General features: G+C 69.1%; 20 protein-coding genes. 10 read left to right on the forward strand and 10 right to left on the reverse strand.

Annotation, left to right across the window (positions count from 1 at the left end):
• Window positions 1-139 precede the first annotated feature (139 nt).
• On the forward strand, window positions 140-1,525 hold the full coding sequence (locus tag ACFO0C_RS43385; protein ID WP_378072703.1) for an FAD-binding oxidoreductase: 1,386 nt from the start codon (window positions 140-142) through the stop codon (window positions 1,523-1,525).
• On the opposite strand, the gene ACFO0C_RS43390 is transcribed toward ACFO0C_RS43385, so the two are convergent.
• Window positions 1,497-2,153 carry a hypothetical protein gene (locus ACFO0C_RS43390; RefSeq protein ID WP_378072704.1) on the reverse strand — a complete coding sequence of 219 codons (657 nt, stop codon included), beginning with the start codon at window positions 2,151-2,153 and terminating at the stop codon, window positions 1,497-1,499. The genes ACFO0C_RS43385 and ACFO0C_RS43390 overlap by 29 nt on opposite strands.
• Window positions 2,154-2,292: 139 nt before the next feature.
• Here ACFO0C_RS43390 and ACFO0C_RS43395 point away from each other — a divergent pair, with 139 nt between their 5' ends.
• On the forward strand, window positions 2,293-4,194 hold the full coding sequence (locus ACFO0C_RS43395) for a hypothetical protein (protein ID WP_378072705.1): 1,902 nt from the start codon (window positions 2,293-2,295) through the stop codon (window positions 4,192-4,194).
• A 265-nt stretch (window positions 4,195-4,459) separates the two neighbouring features.
• Here the strand turns inward: ACFO0C_RS43395 and ACFO0C_RS43400 are convergent, their stop codons facing one another.
• The gene (locus ACFO0C_RS43400) at window positions 4,460-5,884 is read right to left on the reverse strand and encodes a hypothetical protein (protein WP_378072706.1); all 1,425 of its coding nucleotides are present in this window, start codon (window positions 5,882-5,884) and stop codon (window positions 4,460-4,462) included.
• Window positions 5,874-7,151: a tellurite resistance TerB family protein gene (locus ACFO0C_RS43405; protein WP_378072707.1), complete on the reverse strand. Its 1,278-nt coding sequence runs from the start codon at window positions 7,149-7,151 to the stop codon at window positions 5,874-5,876. The genes ACFO0C_RS43400 and ACFO0C_RS43405 overlap by 11 nt, the downstream gene beginning before the upstream one ends.
• Before the next feature lie 216 nt (window positions 7,152-7,367).
• On the opposite strand from ACFO0C_RS43405, the gene ACFO0C_RS43410 reads away from it, so the two are divergent.
• The 3 genes from ACFO0C_RS43410 (at window position 7,368) to ACFO0C_RS43420 (ending at window position 9,816) form a co-directional block, all read left to right on the forward strand.
• Entirely contained in the window at window positions 7,368-7,922 is a 555-nt protein-coding gene (locus tag ACFO0C_RS43410; RefSeq protein WP_378072708.1) for a hypothetical protein, read from the forward strand.
• 93 nt (window positions 7,923-8,015) lie between these two features.
• A complete protein-coding gene (locus ACFO0C_RS43415) occupies window positions 8,016-9,173 on the forward strand; it encodes a hypothetical protein (RefSeq protein WP_378072709.1) in 1,158 nt (385 codons plus the stop codon).
• Window positions 9,166-9,816: a hypothetical protein gene (locus tag ACFO0C_RS43420; RefSeq protein ID WP_378072710.1), complete on the forward strand. Its 651-nt coding sequence runs from the start codon at window positions 9,166-9,168 to the stop codon at window positions 9,814-9,816. Before ACFO0C_RS43415 ends, ACFO0C_RS43420 begins: the two co-directional genes overlap by 8 nt.
• A 422-nt stretch (window positions 9,817-10,238) precedes the next feature.
• On the opposite strand, the gene ACFO0C_RS43425 is transcribed toward ACFO0C_RS43420, so the two are convergent.
• Together ACFO0C_RS43425 and ACFO0C_RS43430 are read right to left on the reverse strand one after the other, a co-directional pair.
• Window positions 10,239-10,436: a hypothetical protein gene (locus tag ACFO0C_RS43425; protein WP_378072711.1), complete on the reverse strand. Its 198-nt coding sequence runs from the start codon at window positions 10,434-10,436 to the stop codon at window positions 10,239-10,241.
• Window positions 10,433-10,576 carry a hypothetical protein gene (locus ACFO0C_RS43430; protein WP_378064690.1) on the reverse strand — a complete coding sequence of 48 codons (144 nt, stop codon included), beginning with the start codon at window positions 10,574-10,576 and terminating at the stop codon, window positions 10,433-10,435. The genes ACFO0C_RS43425 and ACFO0C_RS43430 overlap by 4 nt, the downstream gene beginning before the upstream one ends.
• A gap of 228 nt (window positions 10,577-10,804) precedes the next feature.
• Here ACFO0C_RS43430 and ACFO0C_RS43435 point away from each other — a divergent pair, with 228 nt between their 5' ends.
• A complete protein-coding gene (locus ACFO0C_RS43435) occupies window positions 10,805-12,058 on the forward strand; it encodes a helix-turn-helix domain-containing protein (protein ID WP_378072712.1) in 1,254 nt (417 codons plus the stop codon).
• A 353-nt stretch (window positions 12,059-12,411) separates the two neighbouring features.
• Here ACFO0C_RS43435 and ACFO0C_RS43440 read toward each other — a convergent pair whose 3' ends face one another.
• Entirely contained in the window at window positions 12,412-13,584 is a 1,173-nt protein-coding gene (locus ACFO0C_RS43440) for a S8 family peptidase (protein WP_378072713.1), read from the reverse strand.
• Between the two features lie 359 nt (window positions 13,585-13,943).
• Between ACFO0C_RS43440 and ACFO0C_RS43445 the strand changes: the two genes are divergently transcribed.
• Window positions 13,944-14,183 (forward strand): hypothetical protein, encoded by a 240-nt coding sequence (locus ACFO0C_RS43445; protein ID WP_378072714.1) that lies wholly within the window; start codon window positions 13,944-13,946, stop codon window positions 14,181-14,183.
• A gap of 120 nt (window positions 14,184-14,303) precedes the next feature.
• Here the strand turns inward: ACFO0C_RS43445 and ACFO0C_RS43450 are convergent, their stop codons facing one another.
• Complete coding sequence (locus ACFO0C_RS43450; protein WP_378072715.1) at window positions 14,304-14,825, reverse strand: hypothetical protein; 522 nt, start codon at window positions 14,823-14,825, stop codon at window positions 14,304-14,306.
• Between the two features lie 251 nt (window positions 14,826-15,076).
• Here ACFO0C_RS43450 and ACFO0C_RS43455 point away from each other — a divergent pair, with 251 nt between their 5' ends.
• Window positions 15,077-15,484 carry a VOC family protein gene (locus ACFO0C_RS43455; protein WP_378072716.1) on the forward strand — a complete coding sequence of 136 codons (408 nt, stop codon included), beginning with the start codon at window positions 15,077-15,079 and terminating at the stop codon, window positions 15,482-15,484.
• Window positions 15,485-16,027: 543 nt separating this feature from the next.
• The gene (locus tag ACFO0C_RS43460; RefSeq protein ID WP_378072717.1) at window positions 16,028-16,555 is read left to right on the forward strand and encodes a hypothetical protein; all 528 of its coding nucleotides are present in this window, start codon (window positions 16,028-16,030) and stop codon (window positions 16,553-16,555) included.
• 175 nt (window positions 16,556-16,730) lie between these two features.
• Here ACFO0C_RS43460 and ACFO0C_RS43465 read toward each other — a convergent pair whose 3' ends face one another.
• The 3 genes from ACFO0C_RS43465 to ACFO0C_RS43475 form a co-directional block, all read right to left on the reverse strand.
• Window positions 16,731-17,648: a phosphotransferase gene (locus ACFO0C_RS43465; RefSeq protein WP_378072718.1), complete on the reverse strand. Its 918-nt coding sequence runs from the start codon at window positions 17,646-17,648 to the stop codon at window positions 16,731-16,733.
• A gap of 354 nt (window positions 17,649-18,002) precedes the next feature.
• Window positions 18,003-18,608: an ester cyclase gene (locus ACFO0C_RS43470; protein WP_378072719.1), complete on the reverse strand. Its 606-nt coding sequence runs from the start codon at window positions 18,606-18,608 to the stop codon at window positions 18,003-18,005.
• 100 nt (window positions 18,609-18,708) lie between these two features.
• Window positions 18,709-19,587, reverse strand: coding sequence for an intradiol ring-cleavage dioxygenase (locus ACFO0C_RS43475; protein ID WP_378072720.1), 879 nt, complete (start codon window positions 19,585-19,587; stop codon window positions 18,709-18,711).
• 450 nt (window positions 19,588-20,037) lie between these two features.
• Between ACFO0C_RS43475 and ACFO0C_RS43480 the strand changes: the two genes are divergently transcribed.
• The gene (locus ACFO0C_RS43480) at window positions 20,038-20,877 is read left to right on the forward strand and encodes an MEDS domain-containing protein (protein WP_378072721.1); all 840 of its coding nucleotides are present in this window, start codon (window positions 20,038-20,040) and stop codon (window positions 20,875-20,877) included.
• Window positions 20,878-20,883 lie beyond the last annotated feature (6 nt).

The raw sequence follows: 20,883 nt of genomic DNA on the forward strand, positions 1-20,883 counted from the left end.
CCCGGATCCATTCAAGCCGGTCGGTGCGACCCGCCGCCACCAAGGGTGACCAGCACGTCAATGTTCCACCAACGCTTCGTCGACCTCGGCACCGCTGAATGGGCGTGACTTTTCCGACCGACCAGCCCCGGAGGCTGACATGAACCTTTCACCCGCCGATCTCGCCGGCCTCACCGCCCAGATCGCCGGCCCCGTGCTGGCGCCCGGCGACGAGCGGTACGCCGAGGAGACCGCCACCTGGAACCTCGCGCTGACCCATCATCCGGCCGTCGCGATCGGCGCCACCCGGGTCGCCGACGTGCAGGCCGCCGTACGCTTCGCCGCCGCCCACGACCTGCCGGTCGCCGTGGTCGCCACCGGTCACGGCGCGTTCGTCGCGGCCGACGACGCCGTGCTGATCAACGTGCGCCGGATGAACGACATCAGCATCGACCCGGACGGGCGCACCGCCACCGTCGGCGCGGCCGTCGAGATGCAGCATCTCGTCGACGCTGCCGCCGGGCACGGGCTCGCCCCGCTGGCCGGGTCCTCACCGAACGTCGGCGCCGTCGGATTCACCCTCGGCGGTGGTCTGAGCCCGGTGCTCGGCCGCCTGCACGGCTACGCCGCCGACCACGTGCACGCCGCCGAGATCGTCACCGCCGACGGGGAACTGCGCCGCGTCGACGCCGCCACCGAACCCGAACTGTTCTGGGCGATCCGGGGCGGCAAGGGCAACTTCGGTGTCGTCACCTCGCTCACGATCGGCCTGTTCCCGATCACCGGCTTCTACGGTGGCGGCCTGTTCTACGCCGGTGAGCACGCGGCCGACGTGGTCGCCGAGTACCGGGCTCTGGTCGCGGCCGCGCCCGACGAACTCACCGTCTCCCTGGCGTTCCTGCGGCTGCCGCCGGCGCCGTTCGTGCCCGAACCGCTGCGGGGCCGGTTCACCGTGCACGTGCGTGTCGCCTACCTCGGTCCGGCGGAGGAGGGCGAACGCCTGGTCGCCGGCCTGCGCAAGACGGCACCGGCACTGATCGACGCGGTCGGGCCGATGCCGTACAGCGGGTTCGCGGCCATCCACGCCGACCCGGTCGACCCGATCCCGGCCTACGAGGTCTCGGCCGAACTCGCCGCCTTCCCGGACCTGGCCGCGGAGGCGCTGCTCGCCACCGCGGGGCCCGACGTGGACCTGCCGGTCCTGATGGTGGAGATCCGGCAGCTCGGCGGCGCCCTGGCCCGTGCGCCGCGGACGCCCAGCGCGGTGGGCCGCGCCCGAGGCGGGTTCCAGCTGTTCGCGGCGACCGCCGGCGCGCCCGGCATGGCACGGGAGATGCGTCCGGCGCTGGACGGTGTGATCGATGCGCTCGCTCCCTGGGCCAACGGCCACACCCAGATCAACTTCCTGACGGGGTACGACCTGAGCAGCGCCGAGGTCGCCAGGGCATATCCGCACGAGACCTATGAGCACCTGATGCGCGCCAAGAAGCGGTACGACCCGCGCAACCTGTTCCGGATCAACCACAACATCCCGCCGGCCGCCTGACACCGTCCGGTGGGAAGGCGGCGAGCTTGCCGGCCGCGGCGGCGACGATCGTGGCGAACTCGGTGTCGGTGACGAACTCCGGGTCGCTGCGGTACCGGTCGACGGCGACCGTCAAGACCAGGTCACCCTGGGCCACCGCGGCCGTCACGTCGCGTCCCCAGCTGGGATCGCCCTCCCGCCACGTGGTGTTCCAGTCGTCGGCCATGGCGGCCGCGTCCGGGCCGGTGCCGGTCAGCCGAACCCGGGTGATCCGGTGTTCGGTCTCGTTTACGGTGTCGGTGTACTCCGGGCAGGCGGCGGGATAGTCGGTGATCTTCCGGACCGTCTCACGGGCCCATCGGGCTCCCGGCGAACCGATCGACAGGGTGACGGACCGGCCGTCCCGGACGAAGATCCGGTGGTAGGCCCACGCCGAGGTGGTCGTGGCCGTGTCGCGGCAGGCGAGGGCGTATCCGTAGGTCCGTTCCCCCAGCGGGGAGTCGTTCATCTCGGGCTCTGTGAATCCGGGCGGCATCTCGGCCTCGGTGAGCAGCGCGGCCGCCAGGTGATCGAGGTCGGGCGGTTCTGAAGCCGGGACGGTGGCGAGGGCGGCGGCCACGGCGACGGAGAGCGCGGCGATGCTCGGCATTCCCCCGACGGTAGGTGGTGGCGGGCCGCCGGGACGGGCATTCCGGCGAACCGGGCGGGGTTTCGGGCCTACGCCTTGAGAGGCGGCGCGCGGTGGCGTAGACAGAGATTGTCCTCAATGGGATGTCAGGGGGTGCGCCGTGTGGCGCCGACTTCTGCTCGTGGCGTTCGTCGTGCTCACCGGTGCGGTGCCGGCCACCGCCGCCGTCGCCGAAGGCCGGCGTCCGGTCTCCGGGCTGCTGCCGTTCCCCAGCGACCGGTTCACCGTCGCTGACCGGAGCAGTCCCACCGGGCGGCGCGTGCACTTCCCGGCCGGTGCGCTGCCGGCGAACGTGAGCGGGGTGCCCATCGACCCGGCCGAGTGGAACCGGCAGGACGGGTTCAGCCCGGGCACGCCGATCCTGGTGCACGTGCCCGGTGTGGATCCGGTGGCCAGCGGCATCGCGCCGGTCACCGACATCGGGCGGTCACTGGCACGGGACGCGCCGATCGTGCTGCTGAACACGCGGACCGGGCAGCGTACGCCGTACTGGGCGGAACTCGACGCGCACGCCGCCGACGAACCGGAGCGGCAGCTGCTGATCATCCGGCCCGCCGTGGCGCTGAGCGAGGCGACCCGCTACGTCGTCGTGCTACGGGGGCTGCGTGACCGTACCGGCGCGGTGATCTCCGCCCCGGAGGAGTCGTCGTCGCGGCGGCTGGCGGGGGAGATGGGGCGGGCCGGGGTCGGCCGGCACCGGGTGTATCTGGCGTGGGACTTCACCGTCGCCAGCACGGCCGGGCTCACCGGGCGGGTGCTGCGGATGCGCGACGACGCGTTCGCCGGGCTCGGGCGGGCCGCTCCGGGGTTCACGATCACGCAGGTGACCGACTACACCGTCGAGCAGGACGCCCGGATCGCCCGGCAGATCCGTGGGACGGTCGCGGTGCCGAGCTATCTGACCGGTGCCGGTGGGCCCGGGGCGCGGCTCCACTATCCGGCGGGCGGCGACCTGCCGGTCGCGTCGGGTGCCACCTATCCCGCCGGGTTCGTGTGCAACATCCCGCGCGGGGTGAGCGCGGCACGGCCGGCGCACCTGTCGCTCTACGGGCACGGGCTGCTCGGTTCGCCGACCGAGATCAACGCCGGGAACGTCAAACAGATGGCGCAGACGTACGGCTTCCTGTTCTGTGCGACGAGCTGGATCGGGCTGTCGTCGGCGGACGTGCCGTTCGTGGCCGGCGTCTGGAGTGATCTGAGCGCTTTCCCGTCCGTACCGGATCGGTTGCAGCAGGGTTTTGTGAATTTCCTGTTCCTCGGCCGGGTGATGGTGGCCGCCGGCGGGTTCGCGACACATCCCGCCTTCCAGGACGAGCAGGGGCGTAGCCTGCTCGATCGGCGCGGTGGGCTGCACTACGACGGCAACAGTCAGGGCGGCATCAACGGGGGAGCGCTGACCGCCATCGCCCAGGACTGGACGCGGTCGGTCCTCGGCGTGCCCGGCATGAACTACAGCACCCTGTTGCAGCGCAGCACCGCTTTCGCGCCGTTCCAGCAGCTCCTCGACCAGTCGTATCCGGACAAGGCCGATCAGCAGATCGTCTTCGGGCTGCTGCAGATGCTGTGGGACCGGGGGGAGGCCAACGGGTATGCCCAGCATCTGACGTCCCGGCCGCTGCCGGGCACGCCGGTGCACCAGGTTCTGATGCACGTCGCGTTCGGTGACCATCAGGTGTCGCCGGCGGCCGCGCAGGTGCAGGCCCGGACCATCGGGGCGCGGCTGCACCGGCCGACGCTGGCTCCCGGCTGGTCCGACGAGGCGGTGCCGTACTGGGGCATCGGGGCGATCCGGTCATATCCCTACCGGGGGTCGGCGCTCGTGGTGTGGAACAGCGGTGAGGCGTACGCCCCACCGCCGACCAACCTGGCACCCAGTGGCCCGGAGTACGGCCCGGACCCGCACGAGTTCCCCCGGGCGCAGGCGTCGGCCCAGCTGCAGAAGGCGACGTTCCTGCTCACCGGCCGGGTGGTCGACGTGTGCGACGGCGGCCCGTGCCCGTAGGTCGCTTCAGGCGGCTGCCAGTGCGGACAGCAGACGCTGCACGTCCCAGTACGCGCGCAGTGAGGTGATGCGCCGGTCGTCGCCGACTGCCCTCGCGCACGCGGATCCGGTGCAGGCACTGGAGGACTTCGTGCTCGCCTGGCTGCACTACGCCGCCCGGATCCACCCGATCGCGTCGGTGTTGCCGGCCTCCCGCCGCGACCGGCCAGTTCCGGGCCGGCCTGGACGCCGCGCTGACGACACCCATAGTTCAGTGAGCGGGAGGTCAGACGGCGTACATCTCCGCATTCTCCTGCCGGCCGTGTGTGGTGAGCAGAAGCTCCCACTCTCTGCCGAGGGCGAGATCGATCCGATGGTCGCGGGCGATGGCCTCCTTGAACCACGCGATGGTGGCGGGCGCCATGGCGAGAATCTGGTTGTAGTTGAGAGCTGCCGGATTGAGGCCGAACAACAGTCCGGTCTTGAGAAGCGTGCCCGAGGTGGCGATGGTGTGCCCGAGCAGCAGCATCGAGGTGAGCTTGGCGTGCTCCAGCTTCCGCTGTTCCCTGGTCCCGCCGGTGGCGTAACTGCGCAGAAGCCAATATCCGCGGATGATCGCGGACACCACGCCGGGAGTGATTCCCATCGTGAAGAAATGGCGCAGGTCGTAGCCGTTCGTATACATGTGCCGGGCGACGTCGGTCCAGGGAACCTTGACGCCCGAAGGGCCCAGCGCGAACGGGGAATCGATCTGGCCGAGCTGGAGCAGGGTGAAGAACGGCGGCTGCAGGCCGGCGGGCGTGTAGACATCCGAGAGCAGATGCCGCACCTGGGTGATGAGTGCACCGATCAGGCCGACCGGATCTGCTCCGGCCGGGACCTGAATCAGTTGCCCGACGTTGTCGATGTAGGTCCCCGTGCCGCGCATGAGATCGGCCAGACCGACGAGAAAACCCAGCGCCGGATCGTGGCCGGGGCTCTGCAGCCGATGGGTGGCCGGCCGCATACCACCGACCAGACCGCCGGTCGCCGCCGTGGTGGCGGCATCGTAGGGCACCTTGGCCAGTTTCTCGAACCCCTTGAAGTAATGGCTGTGGATGTCTCGGGCGCGGTCACGGTCCTGAAGCCATTTGGTGAGCGGCGATCCCGTGTACTTCTCACCGAGGAACGTGGAATCCCGGGGAATGCGGACGAGCACGACGTCGAGCAGGGTCGCGATCGTCCCGGCTAGCAGGACGACCGTCCAATCGGTCTCGTCCCAGCTGACGTCGCCGTGTTCCGCGGCGTAACGGCGCAGGCCGTCACTCATCCGGCCGTGCGGGACGACCTGCTGGAGCGGGTCCCGGGTGAGATCGATGCCCAGCAGATCCAGCCGGGCTTCGGCGAGCTCGACCAGCTCAGCGAAGTCTCCACCGGCCGCGACCACGGGTATGGCGTACCGAGTACCGGCAGGCGTCTCGCCGATCGGGGCGGACGCCATGCGCGGCGGGGCCGCCGGGGCCGGAACAGCGATCCCCAGGGCCCGCAGACGGGCACGCACGGCGTCGAGTTCGGACTCGACCGCGTCCAGGCCGTCGCCGACGCGGCGTTCGCGTTCGAGGACCTCCCTGAGGTCGAAGTCCACCTGGTGGAGCAGGCTCTGCAACTCGGTCACCGTGACGGCCTGGTAGGCCGTCACGGTGGCGGCGGCCGTCAGCTGGTCAGCCGGCACTGACCGGTTCCCGCCGCTCGAAGGACTCCTGACTGGTCTGCAGACTCATCAGGGCCTGCTGAAACGCGTCCAGCTCGGCCCTGAGCGCGGCGAGGCGCTCCTCGTTCTGTGTGGTCTGCGCGAGGCCGGCCTCCATCCGGTGGGCGAGGCCGGCGATGTCGTCGGTGAGCTCGGTGATCGCCTGCTGGTGGTGCTTGAGGACCTGCTGGATCAGATACTCGCGCCGCTTCTCCCGCTCCCGCTCGTTGGTGGCCAGCAGGTAACGCGTGCCCTGATGGACCGCGACGCCGAGAATCACCACCGTGCCGATCCCGGTGACCATCGCGCTCAGGCCCAGCAGCCCCCCGAACCCCAGCGCCGCCAGACCGGTGGTGATGCCTGCCCCGCCGAGACCGGAGACACTGCCGGCCATGCTGACGGCGGCGATCGGGGCTCCGAACGCGGCCACCTTGGAGATGATTTCCTTGGTGGTGGACTCCATCTGGCTGGTGGTGACCTTGCCGGAGGCGAAGTCCTCCTCGGCGATGGTCAGCTTCTCGGTCGCCTGCACGACGCCCTCGGCCGTCTCGGGGAACGCGAGGTCGGCGACCAGCACGATTCGCTCACGCTCGGAGTCGGCGGCATGCCGGTCGGCCCGCGAGATCCGCACCAGATCGCGGACCAGCATGGTGAACACCGGTTCGCGCTGGTCCTCCGCGAGGAGATCGTGCAATTCCCGGGCCAGTTCCTCCGTGGCGTCCGGTGCCTTCACGCCACGCTGTGCCGCCGTGATCTCACCACGCAATGCGGAGCGTGCGTCGTCCTCGAGGCCGATCGTCGATGCGAAAAGGTAAAGGTTGGCGATCTCGCGAGGATCCAGCACGCCGTCGACCAGTGCCAAACTCACCAGAACACGGCAATAGAGCAACTTCGCCTCGCCCTTGAGGCCGGCCAGGTCAACGGGCTCCTCGGAGTGGCGCGACAGGCTGTCCTTGACGTCCGCGACCTTCGCCATCACCACCTCCTGGGCATCGTCGGCGGCCTCGGCGACCAGCTTCATGGCTGCGTTCGTGCCGTCGGCGACCCTTCGCCCAGCCGCGTCGGCAACTGCTTTCAGGCGCCCCAGTCCAAGGTCAAGCGGTTTCATCGTCGTCCCTTTCACGTTCTTCGGCGAAAGGGTATCGGGAGCCACCGACAAAATGATCTCCCCCGAACGGCCGGGCTCCTCCGATTCACACGATTCGGATTCTCCTCGCATTCGCCGCGACGCAAAGGCGTTGACCGGCATGGCATTATCCGGCACGTTACGTCTAATGCTGCCCACTTTTGTGGGGCTGTCCTCGGCCGCTGGTTGGGATCGGCGTCGGATGCCGTTCCCGTACCGCCTCGCGATATGGTCCGCAGGAATGGCGGCCGTGCTTCTCGCCGCTTGCGATCCCGGCACGGCCGACGCAGCGATGCGGCGTTTCACTGTCGACCATGAGGATGTCCGAGGAGGGGTCGAGTGACCGCAGATCCGGCGGGCGGCCCGCGGCCGGCCGGTGCTGTGCCCGAGCCGGTCCAGGGTCGTCGGCTGTGGGCGTTGGCCGGCGCGCCGGTGTTGGCTCTCGTCATCGCCGCGGTGACCGGTGTGCTGGTGGGTTTCGTGGTGGCTGCCGTTCAGATGGCCGACGCCGGCAACGGCTGGGCGGAACTCGCCGCCTTCCTCTGGGGCCTGTTCGTCGGGACCGTGGTCGCCCTCGTCGTGTACGTGGCGGCGCTGATCGTCGTGGCGCGACGGTTGTTCGCGCCGGGGCGACGTGCGGTCCCGGTGCTGTCGACCCTGCTGGCGCATGCGGTGGTCGTCGGGGTCGTCGCGGGCGTCACGTCCGGTCTGCAACCGACGACCGGCGGCGGGGTGGCCGGCGTGCTGCTGTTCCTCGCCTTCGCGGCGTGCGGCCCGGCGGCCTTCGTCGGATACGGCACCACCGGCAGGCCTCGTCTGGGAGCCGTCATGGTCGTGACCGCGCTGACGCTCGGCACCGTGCTGGCCGTCGGCCTTTCTGATCTGGCTCAGTGACTTCGGAGCACCTGACCGATCTTCGATGGCACCCGCCGAACTCGGGCACAGGGTTCGATATTCTGGTGGGCTGCCCGACGGAAGGATCACGCATTGCCCACTGACCGTGTCGACCTGCCCGAGTTTCGGCGCCTCACGTGGCGTGACGTCGACCCGGCGACCCGGCCCCATATCGGCTCGGCCGAACTGACAAAGTTGGTGCGGTCGCTGCCTCCGGCCGCTGAGGTGCCGCCGGCCGGCACCGACTGGCGGCTCGCCGACCTCTGGTGGGACCGGATGACGGAAGCCCTGGTCGAGCGCCTCGGCGAGTGGGTGGTCGGCTGGCAGCACACCGTGGTGATGGAGGACTACCCGGGTCGCGGCGTCATCCCGATCTGGTGGAGCGTGGAGCTGCCGATCACGACGCCGGACGAGACCTTGGATCGCCTCGCCGAGGCGGTGATGGCCTGGCACGAGCTGACCGTCGAACTCGCCACCGACGCCCGCGGCCGATTCGCCGCCGCAGCGCCGCCCACGACGGACGGCACCGGCGATCCGGTTGCCTGGCGGGCCGTGAAGGCACCCGGCATCAGCCGGTCCGACCCCGGACGGTTCACCAGCACCATTCCCTACCCGCGGAACCTGAGCTGGGCCGACGTCGACCCGCGAGGGCGGGACTTCGACCCGGCGACGGTCGCGGCCGCTGTCGCTGAACTGGTCACGGCCGGCAACATCCCGGCGCAGGAGGCGGACTGGCGCTTGCGGGACCTGTGGCTGGAAAGCGTATCGATCGGTTTCGCCGAACGGTACGGGCTGTGGGCGGTCGGCTGGCGCTGGTCGGTGGGCGAGGGCGACCTCGACGGCGGGCCGGTCGGCCACTGGTGCTGCTTCTCGCACTCCGTCACGACCCCGGAGGCCACCGCCGCTGCCGTCGGCGCCGCACTGATCGAGTGGCGTGACTGGCTGGAGGACATCGCGGAACGGTTCGACCGTTTCCTGCCGCTGGCCGTCGACGACCTGGACGGCTGGGAACGTGCGGTGGCGCACCTGGTGACCGCGGTCGGTGACCGTACCCAGTACGACTCCGGCTGGTACGGCTGCTGCACCACCGTCCTCGGGTGGTTTCTGGAAGCGGCCGGCATCGCCCCCGGCCGCCGTGAGGAGCTTCTCGATCACGCGATCGGCGGCCGGTTCGCCAGCTGGGTCGAGCCGGACCGGAAGACCGTCGCATCGGTGGCCGAGCTCCTGGCCGGGCAGGTGGCGGGTGCCTGACCAGCTCACGACCTGGTTGCATGTCCGCGAACAGGTACCGTGGGGCAGCATCGTCGCCCACCTGCCGACACCGATTCTCGCTGTCCGCGACGGGTTCACCGCCCATGCCGGGACCGGTGCGGACCCGCGACGGCGAGGTCTGCTCCTGGCCGCGTACGACGAGGTCCGTTGTGCGGCGGCGACCAGCCCGGGCCTCACCGCGGACATGACGGCCCGCTGGAACGGCATGCTGCTGGGCATCCCGGCCCCCGGTTTCCGGCGGGACCCGGCTTTCGCCAAGAACGGCCGGGAGCGGTACGGGCTCCACGCCGACACCCGGCAGCGGTACGAGTCGTGCCTGGCGCAAGCCACCGACCTGGCGATCCCGGTGGCGGCGCGCGCGGCACGGGCCTATCTCGATGTCGCGTTCTTCCACCCGTACGACGACGGCAACGCCCGCCTGGGCGGCTTGGTCCTGCACTTCGTGCTACGCCGGGCCGGCGTCGAACTCGACGAGGTCGGGCCGATCCTCACGATTGTCCGCCGCGCCGACGACACCGAGGGAGCAGCCGGCCTCGCCCGTCTGGTGCACGGCATCGCCACAGCCACTCACCGCCGCTGGGTCCGACGGTGTCACGACCTGGCCCGCTGCGGACCCGGCTGATCGCGCAGGCGCAGCAGGAGCCGGGCCGAGCCCAGGCCGGAATCCCTTTCGGGGTGGCGGTAGGGCGCCGAGGGCGTGAAGGACCCGGAGTGCGGCGGCGAATTCCGGTGGGCCGGCGGTGTAGGGGAGTTCGAGTTCGGCGCTCAGGAGTGGTCCGTGGCCGGCGACCGTCCATTGTCGGTGGGTCCGATATCCGTCGGCGTCGGGCTGGCCCGCGATGATGGCCACGCTGCTGCCCGACCTGTCGGGTGCGAGTGCTGCCAGGTAGAGGTCCGGAGCGTCCGGGTCGAACGGTTCGGTTCGCCAGGTCGGGACCAGTCCGGCCAGCAGGCGGGCGAACCGGTCGGGTGCGGAGCAGGCCGGAAACGGGTAGTCCGGCGAGTCGACGGCCTCGCGCAGGGCCGGCTGTGTCTCGGCACTGTTCATGTGGGCCCGCTTGCGGCGGGTGTGAGTTCGTAGATCGCCCGGCTGGTTTGTCCGTCGTCGAGGTCGGCCAGGGCCAGGCGGTCGACGCCGACCTGTTTCACGTGGCCCGGTCCGGATCCGGTGTCGACCCAGACCCCTACCCGGCCGCCGGCCGGGAGTGCGCGTGGTCCTTCGACCAGGATCGACCGGTTCACGCGGCGTGTCTTGTCTGGTCGAGGATGCGTCGCACCGCGGCGCTGTGCTCAGCCGCCTGCGTGCGTTCGGCCTCCTGCCAGGCGCGGGCCCGACGCAGCCGCCGTCGCCACATCACTCGCCGCACGATCTCGGTGAACACGCTCGCCTCCGATCAGGGAGGCGGCGGGCGCATCACGGGACGCCCGCCGCCGACTCGGGGCGACGACGAACACGAGACTGCTCAAGGCCTCGAGATGCCCGCCGCCGCTACGACCAGCCTTGCGATCACCCAGGCGGGTTGAAAGCAGAATCGCGTTGCCACAGGGGGTCGCGCGCGGTTGGCAACACCGGCAACACTGGACGCGGGACAAGCACAGGGGGCAAGCCTGTGGAAACGTTCGGAGCGGCCCTACGCCGCTACCGCGAGGCGCGCGGCCTATCGCTGCGCGCCCTGGCCAAGCTGGCGCTGATCGACTTCGGCCACCTCAGCCGCATCGAGTCCGGCGACCGGCCCCCGCCAGGCCTGGCCACGGTCGCGATGCTCGACGACAAGCTCGATACCGGCGGCGCTCTGGCCGTCATGCTCCACCAGCCGTGGATCCTCGACGGCGGCCTATGGCACCCGGAGGACACCGAGCGCCTCGCCGGTGAACTGGTCGCGGTGAAGCCGACGGCGGAGAACGCCGGCCGCCTCGCCCACCAGTGGCTACTCGCCGAGCCCCCGCAGGTGACCGAGTCCCGGGCCGGACGCCGTATCGGCATGGGCTTGGTGCGCCAGGTACAGAAGCGGGTACGGCAACTTCGGCTGCTCGACGACCATGTCGGCGGCACCGACACCTACGCCATGGTCACCGCCGAACTCACGGCCACCCTCGACCTGCTCCGCACCCGTTCATACACCGAGGAGATCGGCCGGCACCTGCTCGTCGCGGTCGGCGAGCTGGCGCAGCTGGCCGGCTGGACGAGTTCCGACGCCGGCCGGTATGCCGAGGCCGAGCGGATCTACCTGCTCGGCGTGCGCGCCGCTCACGCGGGCGGCGACACGGCGCTCGCCGCAAACAACCTGTCGAGCCTCGCCTACCAGGTTGCGAACGTGGGCGACCCGAAGCAGGCCGTGCAACTCGCCCGGTCCGCGTACGCCGGCGCCCGCCACGTCGCTACAGCGAAAACGCGGGCGCTGCTCGGGGAACGGGTGGCATGGGCTGCCGCGCGGGCCGGTGACGCCCAGTCCGCCGACAAGGCGCTGGTGAAGGTCGAGAGGGATTACGACGGGCAGCAACCAGCCGACGACGAGCCGGAATGGGTCTACTGGCTGTCACCGGAGGAGGTTGAGGTGATGGCCGGCCGGGTGTGGACCGAGACCCGTCGGCCGCTGCGGGCGGTGCCGATCCTGGAGCGGGCGATTGCCGGGTACGGCGACGACACGGGCCGGGAGACGGCGCTTTACCAATCGTGGATGGCCGAAAGCCTGGAGCAGGCGAACGAGGCAGACCGGGCGGCGGCCGCGGCGACGAAGGCGTTACGCCTGTCCCGCCAGGCCGGGTCGGTGCGCGCCGACGACCGGATCGGCGTGCTCCGGAGGAAACTGCGGAGGCATCAGGGTAACGCCGCGGTGGACGCGTTCCTGGAGGAGTCGGTCTGACACGGTGCGGCCCCTGGGATGGCGGCCCTTTCGAGGGCAACCATGCGCCTGGCTGCCGTCCTGCTGCGAACCTCGGATCCAAGCAATGTTGCAGTCCACCAACAGCCGTACCCGCTCAGCAGCAGCACTACTCGCTGTCATGGCAAGCCCCGAACTGGCGAGCCGGCCGAGCGGTCATCGGCCGGCTCCTCGACCGGATCCCGCGCTGTACGGCGGGATCCGGCACGGCACCTACCTGTGCGGAGAAGTACGGACATCCCAGCGGGCGCGGCCCGCCGTCGACGCGGGACTATCCATGCTGGATGGCCGAACCGGGCCACCGCCCGGGTCCGCCGAGGATCAGCTCCGGCGCGCTACGGAGCCTGGACCAGGCCCACCCCGCGGTCGGCCGGGTCCACACCCGGCGCGAATCCGTTCGTCGTCGCGCTGGCGAGCAGCTTGGCGACCACTGCGGCGCGGGCCGTCGTCGCGGGTACTGCGGTGGTGAGGATCTGCTCCCACCACAGTGCGGCGATTCCGGCGACGTGGGGCGCGGCCATGCTCGTGCCGTTGAGGCTGAGCAGTCCGCCGCCGAGCCTGGCGGAGATGACGCCGACACCGGGAGCGCTGATGTTCGCGAACGTGTTGGAGAAGGGGGCGACCTGCAGGGCCCTGGCGGGTTGCTGCAGGGCCGCGACCGAGATCACGCCGTCCGCGGCGGCCGGCATCTCGACGCCGATCTCGAAGTCCGGGTTCACCTGCCGGCGGCTGGCGTTTCCGGCCGCTGCGACGATCACGCTGCCGTTCTCGAACACCTCTCGGCTGCGGACCATCCCCATCAACGCGTCGAAGGCCCGCACGTTCGCCCGGTACGCCTGAAGCGCGGCGGAGGTGGCCAGGTCCGCCGGCATGCCGGCTTCCACCTGCTGCCGTACGAATCCGGGAAGGTCGATCCCGATGGACATCGAGATGACGTGGGCGTTCTGTTCGACTGCCGCCCATTGGATGCCGCTGAGGATTCCGTCGGTGCTGCCGCTGCCGTCGTCGCCCAGGACCTTGCCGATGAGCGCCTTGGTGACTCCGCGCGCGACGCCGATCCGGGTGCCGTCGACGTCGCGTCCGAAGATGGTGCCCGCGCAGTGGGTGCCGTGGCCCTGCTTGTCGCCGTTGCCGGACCCGGTGAAGTCCTTCTGCACCAGCGTGACGCCGCTGAACGCCTTGTGCCCGGCGTCGATTCCGGTGTCCAGGACACACACCGTGACCCCCGAACCGGTGAGGGCCGAGACGTCGGCGCCGACCGCTTTGACGCCCCAGGTCGGGCCGGTCGCGGCGGCTTCCGGTTCGGGCTGGGTGCCTTCCATGTCCACCGGCCGGACCAGTGTGATCGGCATGACCGGCGCGATGGCCCGCACCTGCGGATCGCGAGAGAGTGTGCGGATGTCCCGCTTGTCCAGCGACTCGACCTCGATCTTGGCGTTGCTGGGCGCGGTGCCCTCCCGTTCGGAGATCGCGGCCTCGAACGGGCCCGCCATGTTCTGTCGACTCATATTGCGCAAGATCGTGTATTTAGCCATGAGTTTTCCTCGCCTGCTTCATGCGTACAGCTGGGCAATCCTAAAAAGGATGAGTGCCCGTAAAAGGTACAAAAAGCCCGGCCAGTCCGCGTCGGCGGGGCGAGGTTGGGACCCGTTCGGGGTGGCATCAGCCAGCCCCAGGCGTGCCGGGTGATCGCGATAGCCGAACCCGACCACCATCACCGCGGCAGCCCGGGTTGCAATGCCGGAGTCTCCCGCGGCCCACATTCCGGATCTGGGTTCGCCCAGGCGGCACTGCGTGACATCGGCGGCCGCGCCGGTGACGTGATAAACGAGTATCCAGAAGTCGGGTGGCGTACCAAGATCGATGAGTGACCGAATCCTGGGCCTCCCGGCATTTCAGCCTGACTAACCCGCGTGACGATGGCAGCACCGATCTTCCCAGGCTGCTGAGGCGAATCGCGGACGAGATCGAGAATCGCGACCTCGACCCCATGGACATCCTCGACCTGACGATCGCCCAGGAGATAACCGAGGACGGCCCATGGTGGTCCGCAACGCTCTACTGGTCACCGGATGCCGACGATCCGCACCCTTCACGGTCCCAGTAGCGGGTTGTCGGCGGCAGGTAGGTGCGTCGGTGTCGTCGCGTCGAAGACTGATCTCCATGACGGGCCGCGGGAGCAAAGGTCGGCGGACCAGTTTTCTGCCCAAGCCGCATCAGCCCTCACCTAGCCCGGGCTGACACCTTCGACCACCGCGGACTCCGGCAAGCCGAGCGCCTCCCGGACCTGGCCGGTCAGGGAACTGGTGACCGGCACCTTCCCGGCCGCCACCAGGTAGTCGGCGACAGTGTCGGCTTCGGAGGCCTTGCGGTACGCGGCCGCGCGCTTCTGGAGGTGCTCGTCCAAGGCGTCGATGATCGGCTGGACGTCGGTGGGCCAGTGATTCTTGCGAAGTCCCTTGGAGAAGGCGGTGGTGGCCTTGGCCGCACCGGCCGCGAGTTTCTTGTGCCGGGCCAGGTTCGCACTGGTCGGTGCGGGGGCGCTCATCCACTTCTCCCGGGCGGCGTTCGAAGCGGCGCTCAGCTTCGCGTACGTCTCTCCGGCCTTCTCGACCGACATGGCCGCGGCGGCAGGGGCGTCGGCGCCCGGCGCGGCACTCGCGGCCGGCAACGCCGGGGCGTCCTGGGCGGCGCAGCCGGTCAGCGACAGGCCCACAGCGACGGCAGCGACGACGAAGGTGCGCTTCACGAACGGTCGCCCTTTCCCTGGACGGGTTACTCGCCCGGCACTGTCGGCAGGCCACCGCCACGTTGAAGGAAAGTCGTCCGACGAGGGAGAAGGCGCCGTGGAAGAGGACTGCCAGGCGACGGACCAGGCGTCGCAGGGATCCCGACTGGTAGGCCGCTCATTCACCTGCCATGGGTTCGGTGCGCCCGGGCTTCGCCATACGCGATCGGCCGCAGATGCGAATGTGCAGAAGAGTGATGGATCATCGATGAATGCGGCTTCGGATGGAACTGTTTGTCGACGACATGGATGTCAGCGTCGGTTTCTATTGCGATGTTCTCGGGTTCGAGGTCGACCGACGCGCCGAGGACTACGTCAGTCTCCGTCGAGGTGCTGTCGTGCTCGGCCTCGGTCCCGTGGCGAAGCTGCCCGAACATACGGTGGGGCGGGGATTCACCAGACAACGGCTCACGGGAGACAAGGGGGCCGGCGTCGAGATCGTCCTCGAGGTCGACGGGTTGGACGAGCTGCGGGCGCTGTATGAGCACTGCCGGCAGCGGGCAGCGATCAGTGAACAGTTGGGGTTGCGGTCGTGGGGGCTGCACGACTTCCGGCTCGCTGACCCCGACGGTTACTACCTTCGGGTCACGCACGGCGATTCCGCGGCTCAAGGACGCTGACCGTTGGCACCTGGACTGGTGGGCGAACTCCGTCACCTGCCCGGCCATCGCCGCGATCGGACCTCGGCCGACGCACCGGTCGTCACGCCGGGCGTTCTCTGCGGCACGAGAGCTATTCCGATCTTGGCCGAGACGCGCTACCCCGGATGATGGATGCTGTTGGTTCTCGGTGGTTGTTCCGATCGTTTACTTCTGTATTCGCAGTTTTGTGTCGTGTCGTTGTTTCATGTCGGGGTGTAACGTCTCGGGCTGTGGCGGGGGTGGTCGCGGTACAAGGGATCTTGAATACGTTCATGACACGTGCGCAGATGGCGGATGCGTGGGGCCGGCGTTGGTGGGCGGCTGGCGTCGGCCTTCTTCGAATTGTGGCTCGACGCTCGCGATTCTGCGGGCATTCCGGCTCGGTCTGGGGTTGCCCATGTTCGGAATTTGTTCTGCGTGAATTGTTGTGGCTCAACTGACGGGTGTGGATGCCCCTCGCGGGTCAGTGTTAGGATGAGATTTTGTCGTCGCCATGTAAAACTGTGTGTCTTGGAGTCGGCTGTGTCGCAGGCTATTTTTGTAATCGTCGGTGCGTTGATCGGCGTGCTCGGTGCTCTGGTGAACGAGTTTGCAAGGTCTAGGCGCGAATACGATAGGGCTCGGAAAAAGGATCTACGCGAGGTTGCCGTGTCGCTCGCCGGCCAGGTTTCGCGTATCAGTATTCTTTGGATCAACCTAGATCCGGGTCCGGCTGACGACGCCGTTCTCGCTCAGATGAGGGATGCTCACTCCGAGATCAACATCGCATACGAGCGACTGCGGCTGATTGCCGAATCTCGCGGTATTCAGGAGGCGGCTCGACACGTATCCCACCACGCTTATTGGCTCGTCCGGGCCGCCGCCGTGGGCTCGCTGAAGGATGCGGAGCTTCTTCATCGCAAGATGAAGTCGTGTTTGGCGGAACTGTATGTCGAAGTGAGGCGCGAAGTGGGAATGAGATCACCTGGCGAGGTCTATCAAGATCCCGAAGATGGTCTGCCTGAACCATCTCTGCCGGTGATTTCTCCAGGCCGGCCAGAAGATTCATGATTCCGGCCACGCTGGCCCTAAATGGCGATTCGCGGAAATCGAATTGGCATGATCGAAGGAATTCTCATCGGCGCGACAAAGGCGTCGGCCAGCCGTGGTCGCCATCGATCGTTACGGCGGCGGCCGGTCTCCGTGCGGATCGCGGCGGATCCGGATGGTGTGGCCGGCTTCGCCGTCAGGCCACGGTGAACTCGGCCAGTTCTGTCACTGCGGTCTCGAGATTCGCGTGTACGCCATTCGCCATCATCCGCACGAAGCTTGGATCACCGGCGTTGGCGGCCCGTCGGATGCCCTCGGCGGAGGCGTGTACCCGCTGACGGACGATGTCGATGAACTCAGCGACCGAGCCGTCCCAGCCGTAGGAGTCCAGGAACAACCGCAGCCGGCGGGGGCGCTCGGCGAAGGCGGTGAAACCCTCCGCGGTCACGACGTGGCGCGCGTGCAGCGGTACCCATGCGAAGGCGGTGAACGCCAGGTCCCACTCGACCGTGACGGGGCCCGCGAAGTCCCAGTCGAAGAATCCGACCAGACGCTCGCCGGTCCAGACAGCGTTGTACGGTGCCGCATCGTTGTGGCCGATGATCAGGCCGGGCCGCCACTGCGTCCCCGACCGCCAGATCGCGTCGGCCGGGGGAACGAAACCGGCGGCAGCAGTGTGGAAGTCACGCAACCAATGCGCGACCTGCCGCAACGCATCGTCGCCATGGACCCAGCCGGGCCACGGCCGCGCCGATCCGACCACCGTGCCGGGCAGAAAGGACAGCACTTCACGGCCCTGTTCGTCGAAGCCCATCGCTTGGGGCACCCGGTCGAAGCCGGCGTCGTGTAGATGGCGTAGCAGATCATGCACTGCCGGGGTCCAGGGCCCGGGAACGCGACGGACCGTGTCACCGATCCGCACCGCGCCACCATCGTTTCCACCGGGGAGACGCTGTTCAGTCACCAGGCCATCCTGCCGTGGCGTGACCGCCGCATGAGAGGCTGGTTCGGCCGATCCGCAAAGGGGCCGGGCGGGTGTGTGAAGTCCTGCGATGCGTTGGCTGGTCGAGGACGAGTTCCAGCAGCAGCGTGCCTGCTTTTCCGGCCACCGCAAGCTCTGATGTCGTGTTTACTGCGCATCTCCCTCGACGGCCTCAGTAGCCGCAACACCGAACCCCTGCCCGAGGCCGCACCCCCGATGGGGACACCCGGCAACGACTGATCGGTGACCTCGGAATTCGTGGTTCACCATCGCCCTGGTCGTGATCTCGTACCGAGGAGATCCGCCACGGCAGCGCGGCAGCAAGAAGAGCAGGGCGGGGAAGGCTCCTCGACAAGCCCTTGCGGGACATGATCAAAAAGACGCTCAAGGCATCCGAACGAGGCGACCTTCCCCACATGAACCTTCCTCGGCACGGTCACAAGCCGTCGAGGTGGCCCGCCCTTGACAACAATCCTCGACAGGGGATCAGCCGAGGCCGATCTGGCGGGTGAAGGTCCCGCTGTCCATGAACAGGAACTCCTCGCTCATCACGCCGCGGCGGTTCCAGATGCCGACGGTGACCATGTTGACGGCGAAGCGCCGGCCGGTCGGGGCGATGGTGCCGCCCTGGCCGTCGGGCATCGGCTGGCTGAAGGTGCCGGCGACGACTCCGGTGACCGCGGTCAGGGTGCCCTTGGCGATCCGGATCGGGTGCTTGCTGATGCGGGTGTCGGGCGCCCAGACGAACTGGCCCTTGAGGTCGGCGATGTGCTGGTCGATGCCGTCGGTGAAGCGGCCGTCCGCGTAGTGGACACGGATGTTCTCGGCGTGACTCTCGTGCAGCCGGTCCCACTGCTGGCCCGAGTAGACGACGAAGTCGAGTTCGTCGAAGGTCTTGAGGTGGCGGTGCTCCTGGCGGGTCAGCCCGGAGGGCCAGGGCAGTTCTTCGCCGGTCTGGGCGGGGTCGCCCATCAGTTCCTGCAGGCGGGTACCGGCCAGGGCCGGGTCCTCTCCGGCGGCGACGGTGGCGAGAGCGATGGCGCCGAAGGCGACTCCGGCGCCTCCGCGCATCAGCGATCGTCGGTCGAGCATGTGGACTCCTTCTGCTGGGCTTCCCTCAGGAAGCTTCAACCTTCAACTAAATGCTGTGCAGGGGACGTCTTGCCGTGTTGTTGGCGGTGTGGTGCGGGGGTCAGGCGGTGATGCTGACGGTGAGGGCGGCGCGGTAACCGGCGGCGACGTTTCCGCTGACGGTGGCGGTCTGCAGGGCGGCCTGGTCGTCGCGGAACACCATGTCGCTGGTGAGGGTCACGCCGGACAGGTGGGTGGCCGACCGCCCGTACGCCGCCAAGTCGTAGACCGTCTCGCAGACGTCTTGGGGGAAGGCGAGCTGGGAGGTGACCAGGACGGTGTCGTGGTCGGTGATGCTGGCGCGGTCGGGGTAGATCTCGAAGTGGATGTGGGGCCAGCGGCCCGGGTAGCAGCCGGGGAAGACGCTGGTGAAACCGACTCGGCCGCTGCTGTCGGTGATCTGCACGCCGCGCAGGAAGGTCTCCTGGGTGACGCCGTCGCCGTACATCGAGTAGCGGCCGACGCTGTCGCACTGCCAGATGTAGACGGCGGCGCCGGTCAGCGGTCGTCCGTCGGCGGACAGGTCGTGGATGGTCAGGTCGAGGTCTAGGGGGACGCCCTCCGCCAGTCTTGAACTGCCCAGACTGGATCGGATGTCCTTGCGGATCACGCCACTGCGCTCGAGGATGTCGGGCCCGTTGGAGCCGTCCCCGGGAAACGGGCCCTGGGTTTCTTCGGGGATTTCGGCCGGTAGCGCCGCTGATTGCGAGGCCTCGGGCCGGGCCACGGACCGACTCGGAGCCGCACTGCCGGGTCGTGTGACGGGCTGTTCGGTGCAGGCGGCGATGCCGAGCGTTGCAGCGCCGGCGCCGACGGCGCGCAGGAGCTGGCGGCGGCCGAGGATGGTGGCGAGGTCGAATCCGAGACCCTGGTCGGTCAGTTCCTCATCCGGCCGGGGGAGTCGTCGTCCCTGATAGGCCGGTGTCGACCGTCGCTGCATGGGAGCCTCCGTTCTCGGCGGGCCTGGATGCCTGCCGGATTCGCCTGACTGAACAGTAACTGCTTAGTCAGGTATTTGCCCGCGAAGTCCTGTGACATCTCACATACTCGTCTGGCCGCCGGCGGCAGTCCGTTCGGCTGATGCGCGACGAAATGCGCGTAGGCCATCGATCCCGAGGCGAGGATTGCGGCGGGTCGTGTCAGCAGGCCGATCCTCGGCCCAGTTGTCGAAGGCGTGTGCGGCACCGGGCGCCACCGTCAGGAGCCGCACCGGGCGGGTGGCGTGGTCGACGCGGGGGACCCGGCGCAGCGAGGAAGCAGGGACGGGCCCACCGACACGATGACCGTATGGTCGCGTGTTCGATCACGATGCGGGCCTGTCAAACGGGCCGGGATATCGTAGCGGTCACCTCGGAAAGGCGGAGATCAACCGATGGCGCGATCCTTGTCGATGGATCAGTTGACGGCCGGCGCCCACGCCTGCCTCACCTTCACCGATCAGGACGAGCGACTCGACCTGATCGCCGCCTTCGTCGCCGAGGGCCTGGACACCCGGCAGCGGGTGGTGTGCCTGACCGACGCGGTGAGCGCCGCCGACCTCTCCCGGGAGCTGGACGGCCGGGCGGTCGGCTGCGACAGCGCGCTGGCCACCGGCCAGTTGCGCATCGCGGAATTCGCGCGGACCTGGCACGACGGCATCACCGCCGAGCGGCTCCTGGCCCTGGTCGACGACGAACTCGCCTCGGCCGGGGCGGCCGGCGCGCCGGGCGTGCGCATCACCGCCGACATGGGCTGGGTGACCCGTCCCGGCGCGGCCGCCCAGGAGCTGATCCGATTCGAGCGCAGCCTGGCGTCGAGAGCCGTCGACAACCGGCTGACCGCGATCTGCCAGTACGACCGCACCATCTTCGACCCGGTCACCCTCGCGGTCACCGCGGAGGTCCACCCCGAGGCCGTCGCTGCGCAGGTCTACTACGAGCACCCGTTGCTGCGGATCTGCCGCCAATACCGTCCGCCGGGCCTGCGCATCGCCGGCGAGCTCGACTTCCAGCGCCTGGACGAGCTGTCCCTCGCGCTGGCCGAGACGATACGACTCGACCACGCCGTGGATCTCGACCTTCGCCAGTTGCGATACATCGACGCCGCCTGCGCCGGGGCAATCACCCAGGCAGCGGCCCTGCTGCCGGCCGATCGGCAGGTGACCGTGCACTGCCGTCCGCTCGTCGCCAAGATGCTCACGCTGTGCGGCGGGAGTGGCTTGCTGCGTATCCGGGCAACTACCGACGCATGAGCGCTC

It is taken from the genome of Actinoplanes subglobosus (assembly GCF_042650585.1).
GTDB lineage: Bacteria > Actinomycetota > Actinomycetes > Mycobacteriales > Micromonosporaceae > Actinoplanes > Actinoplanes subglobosus.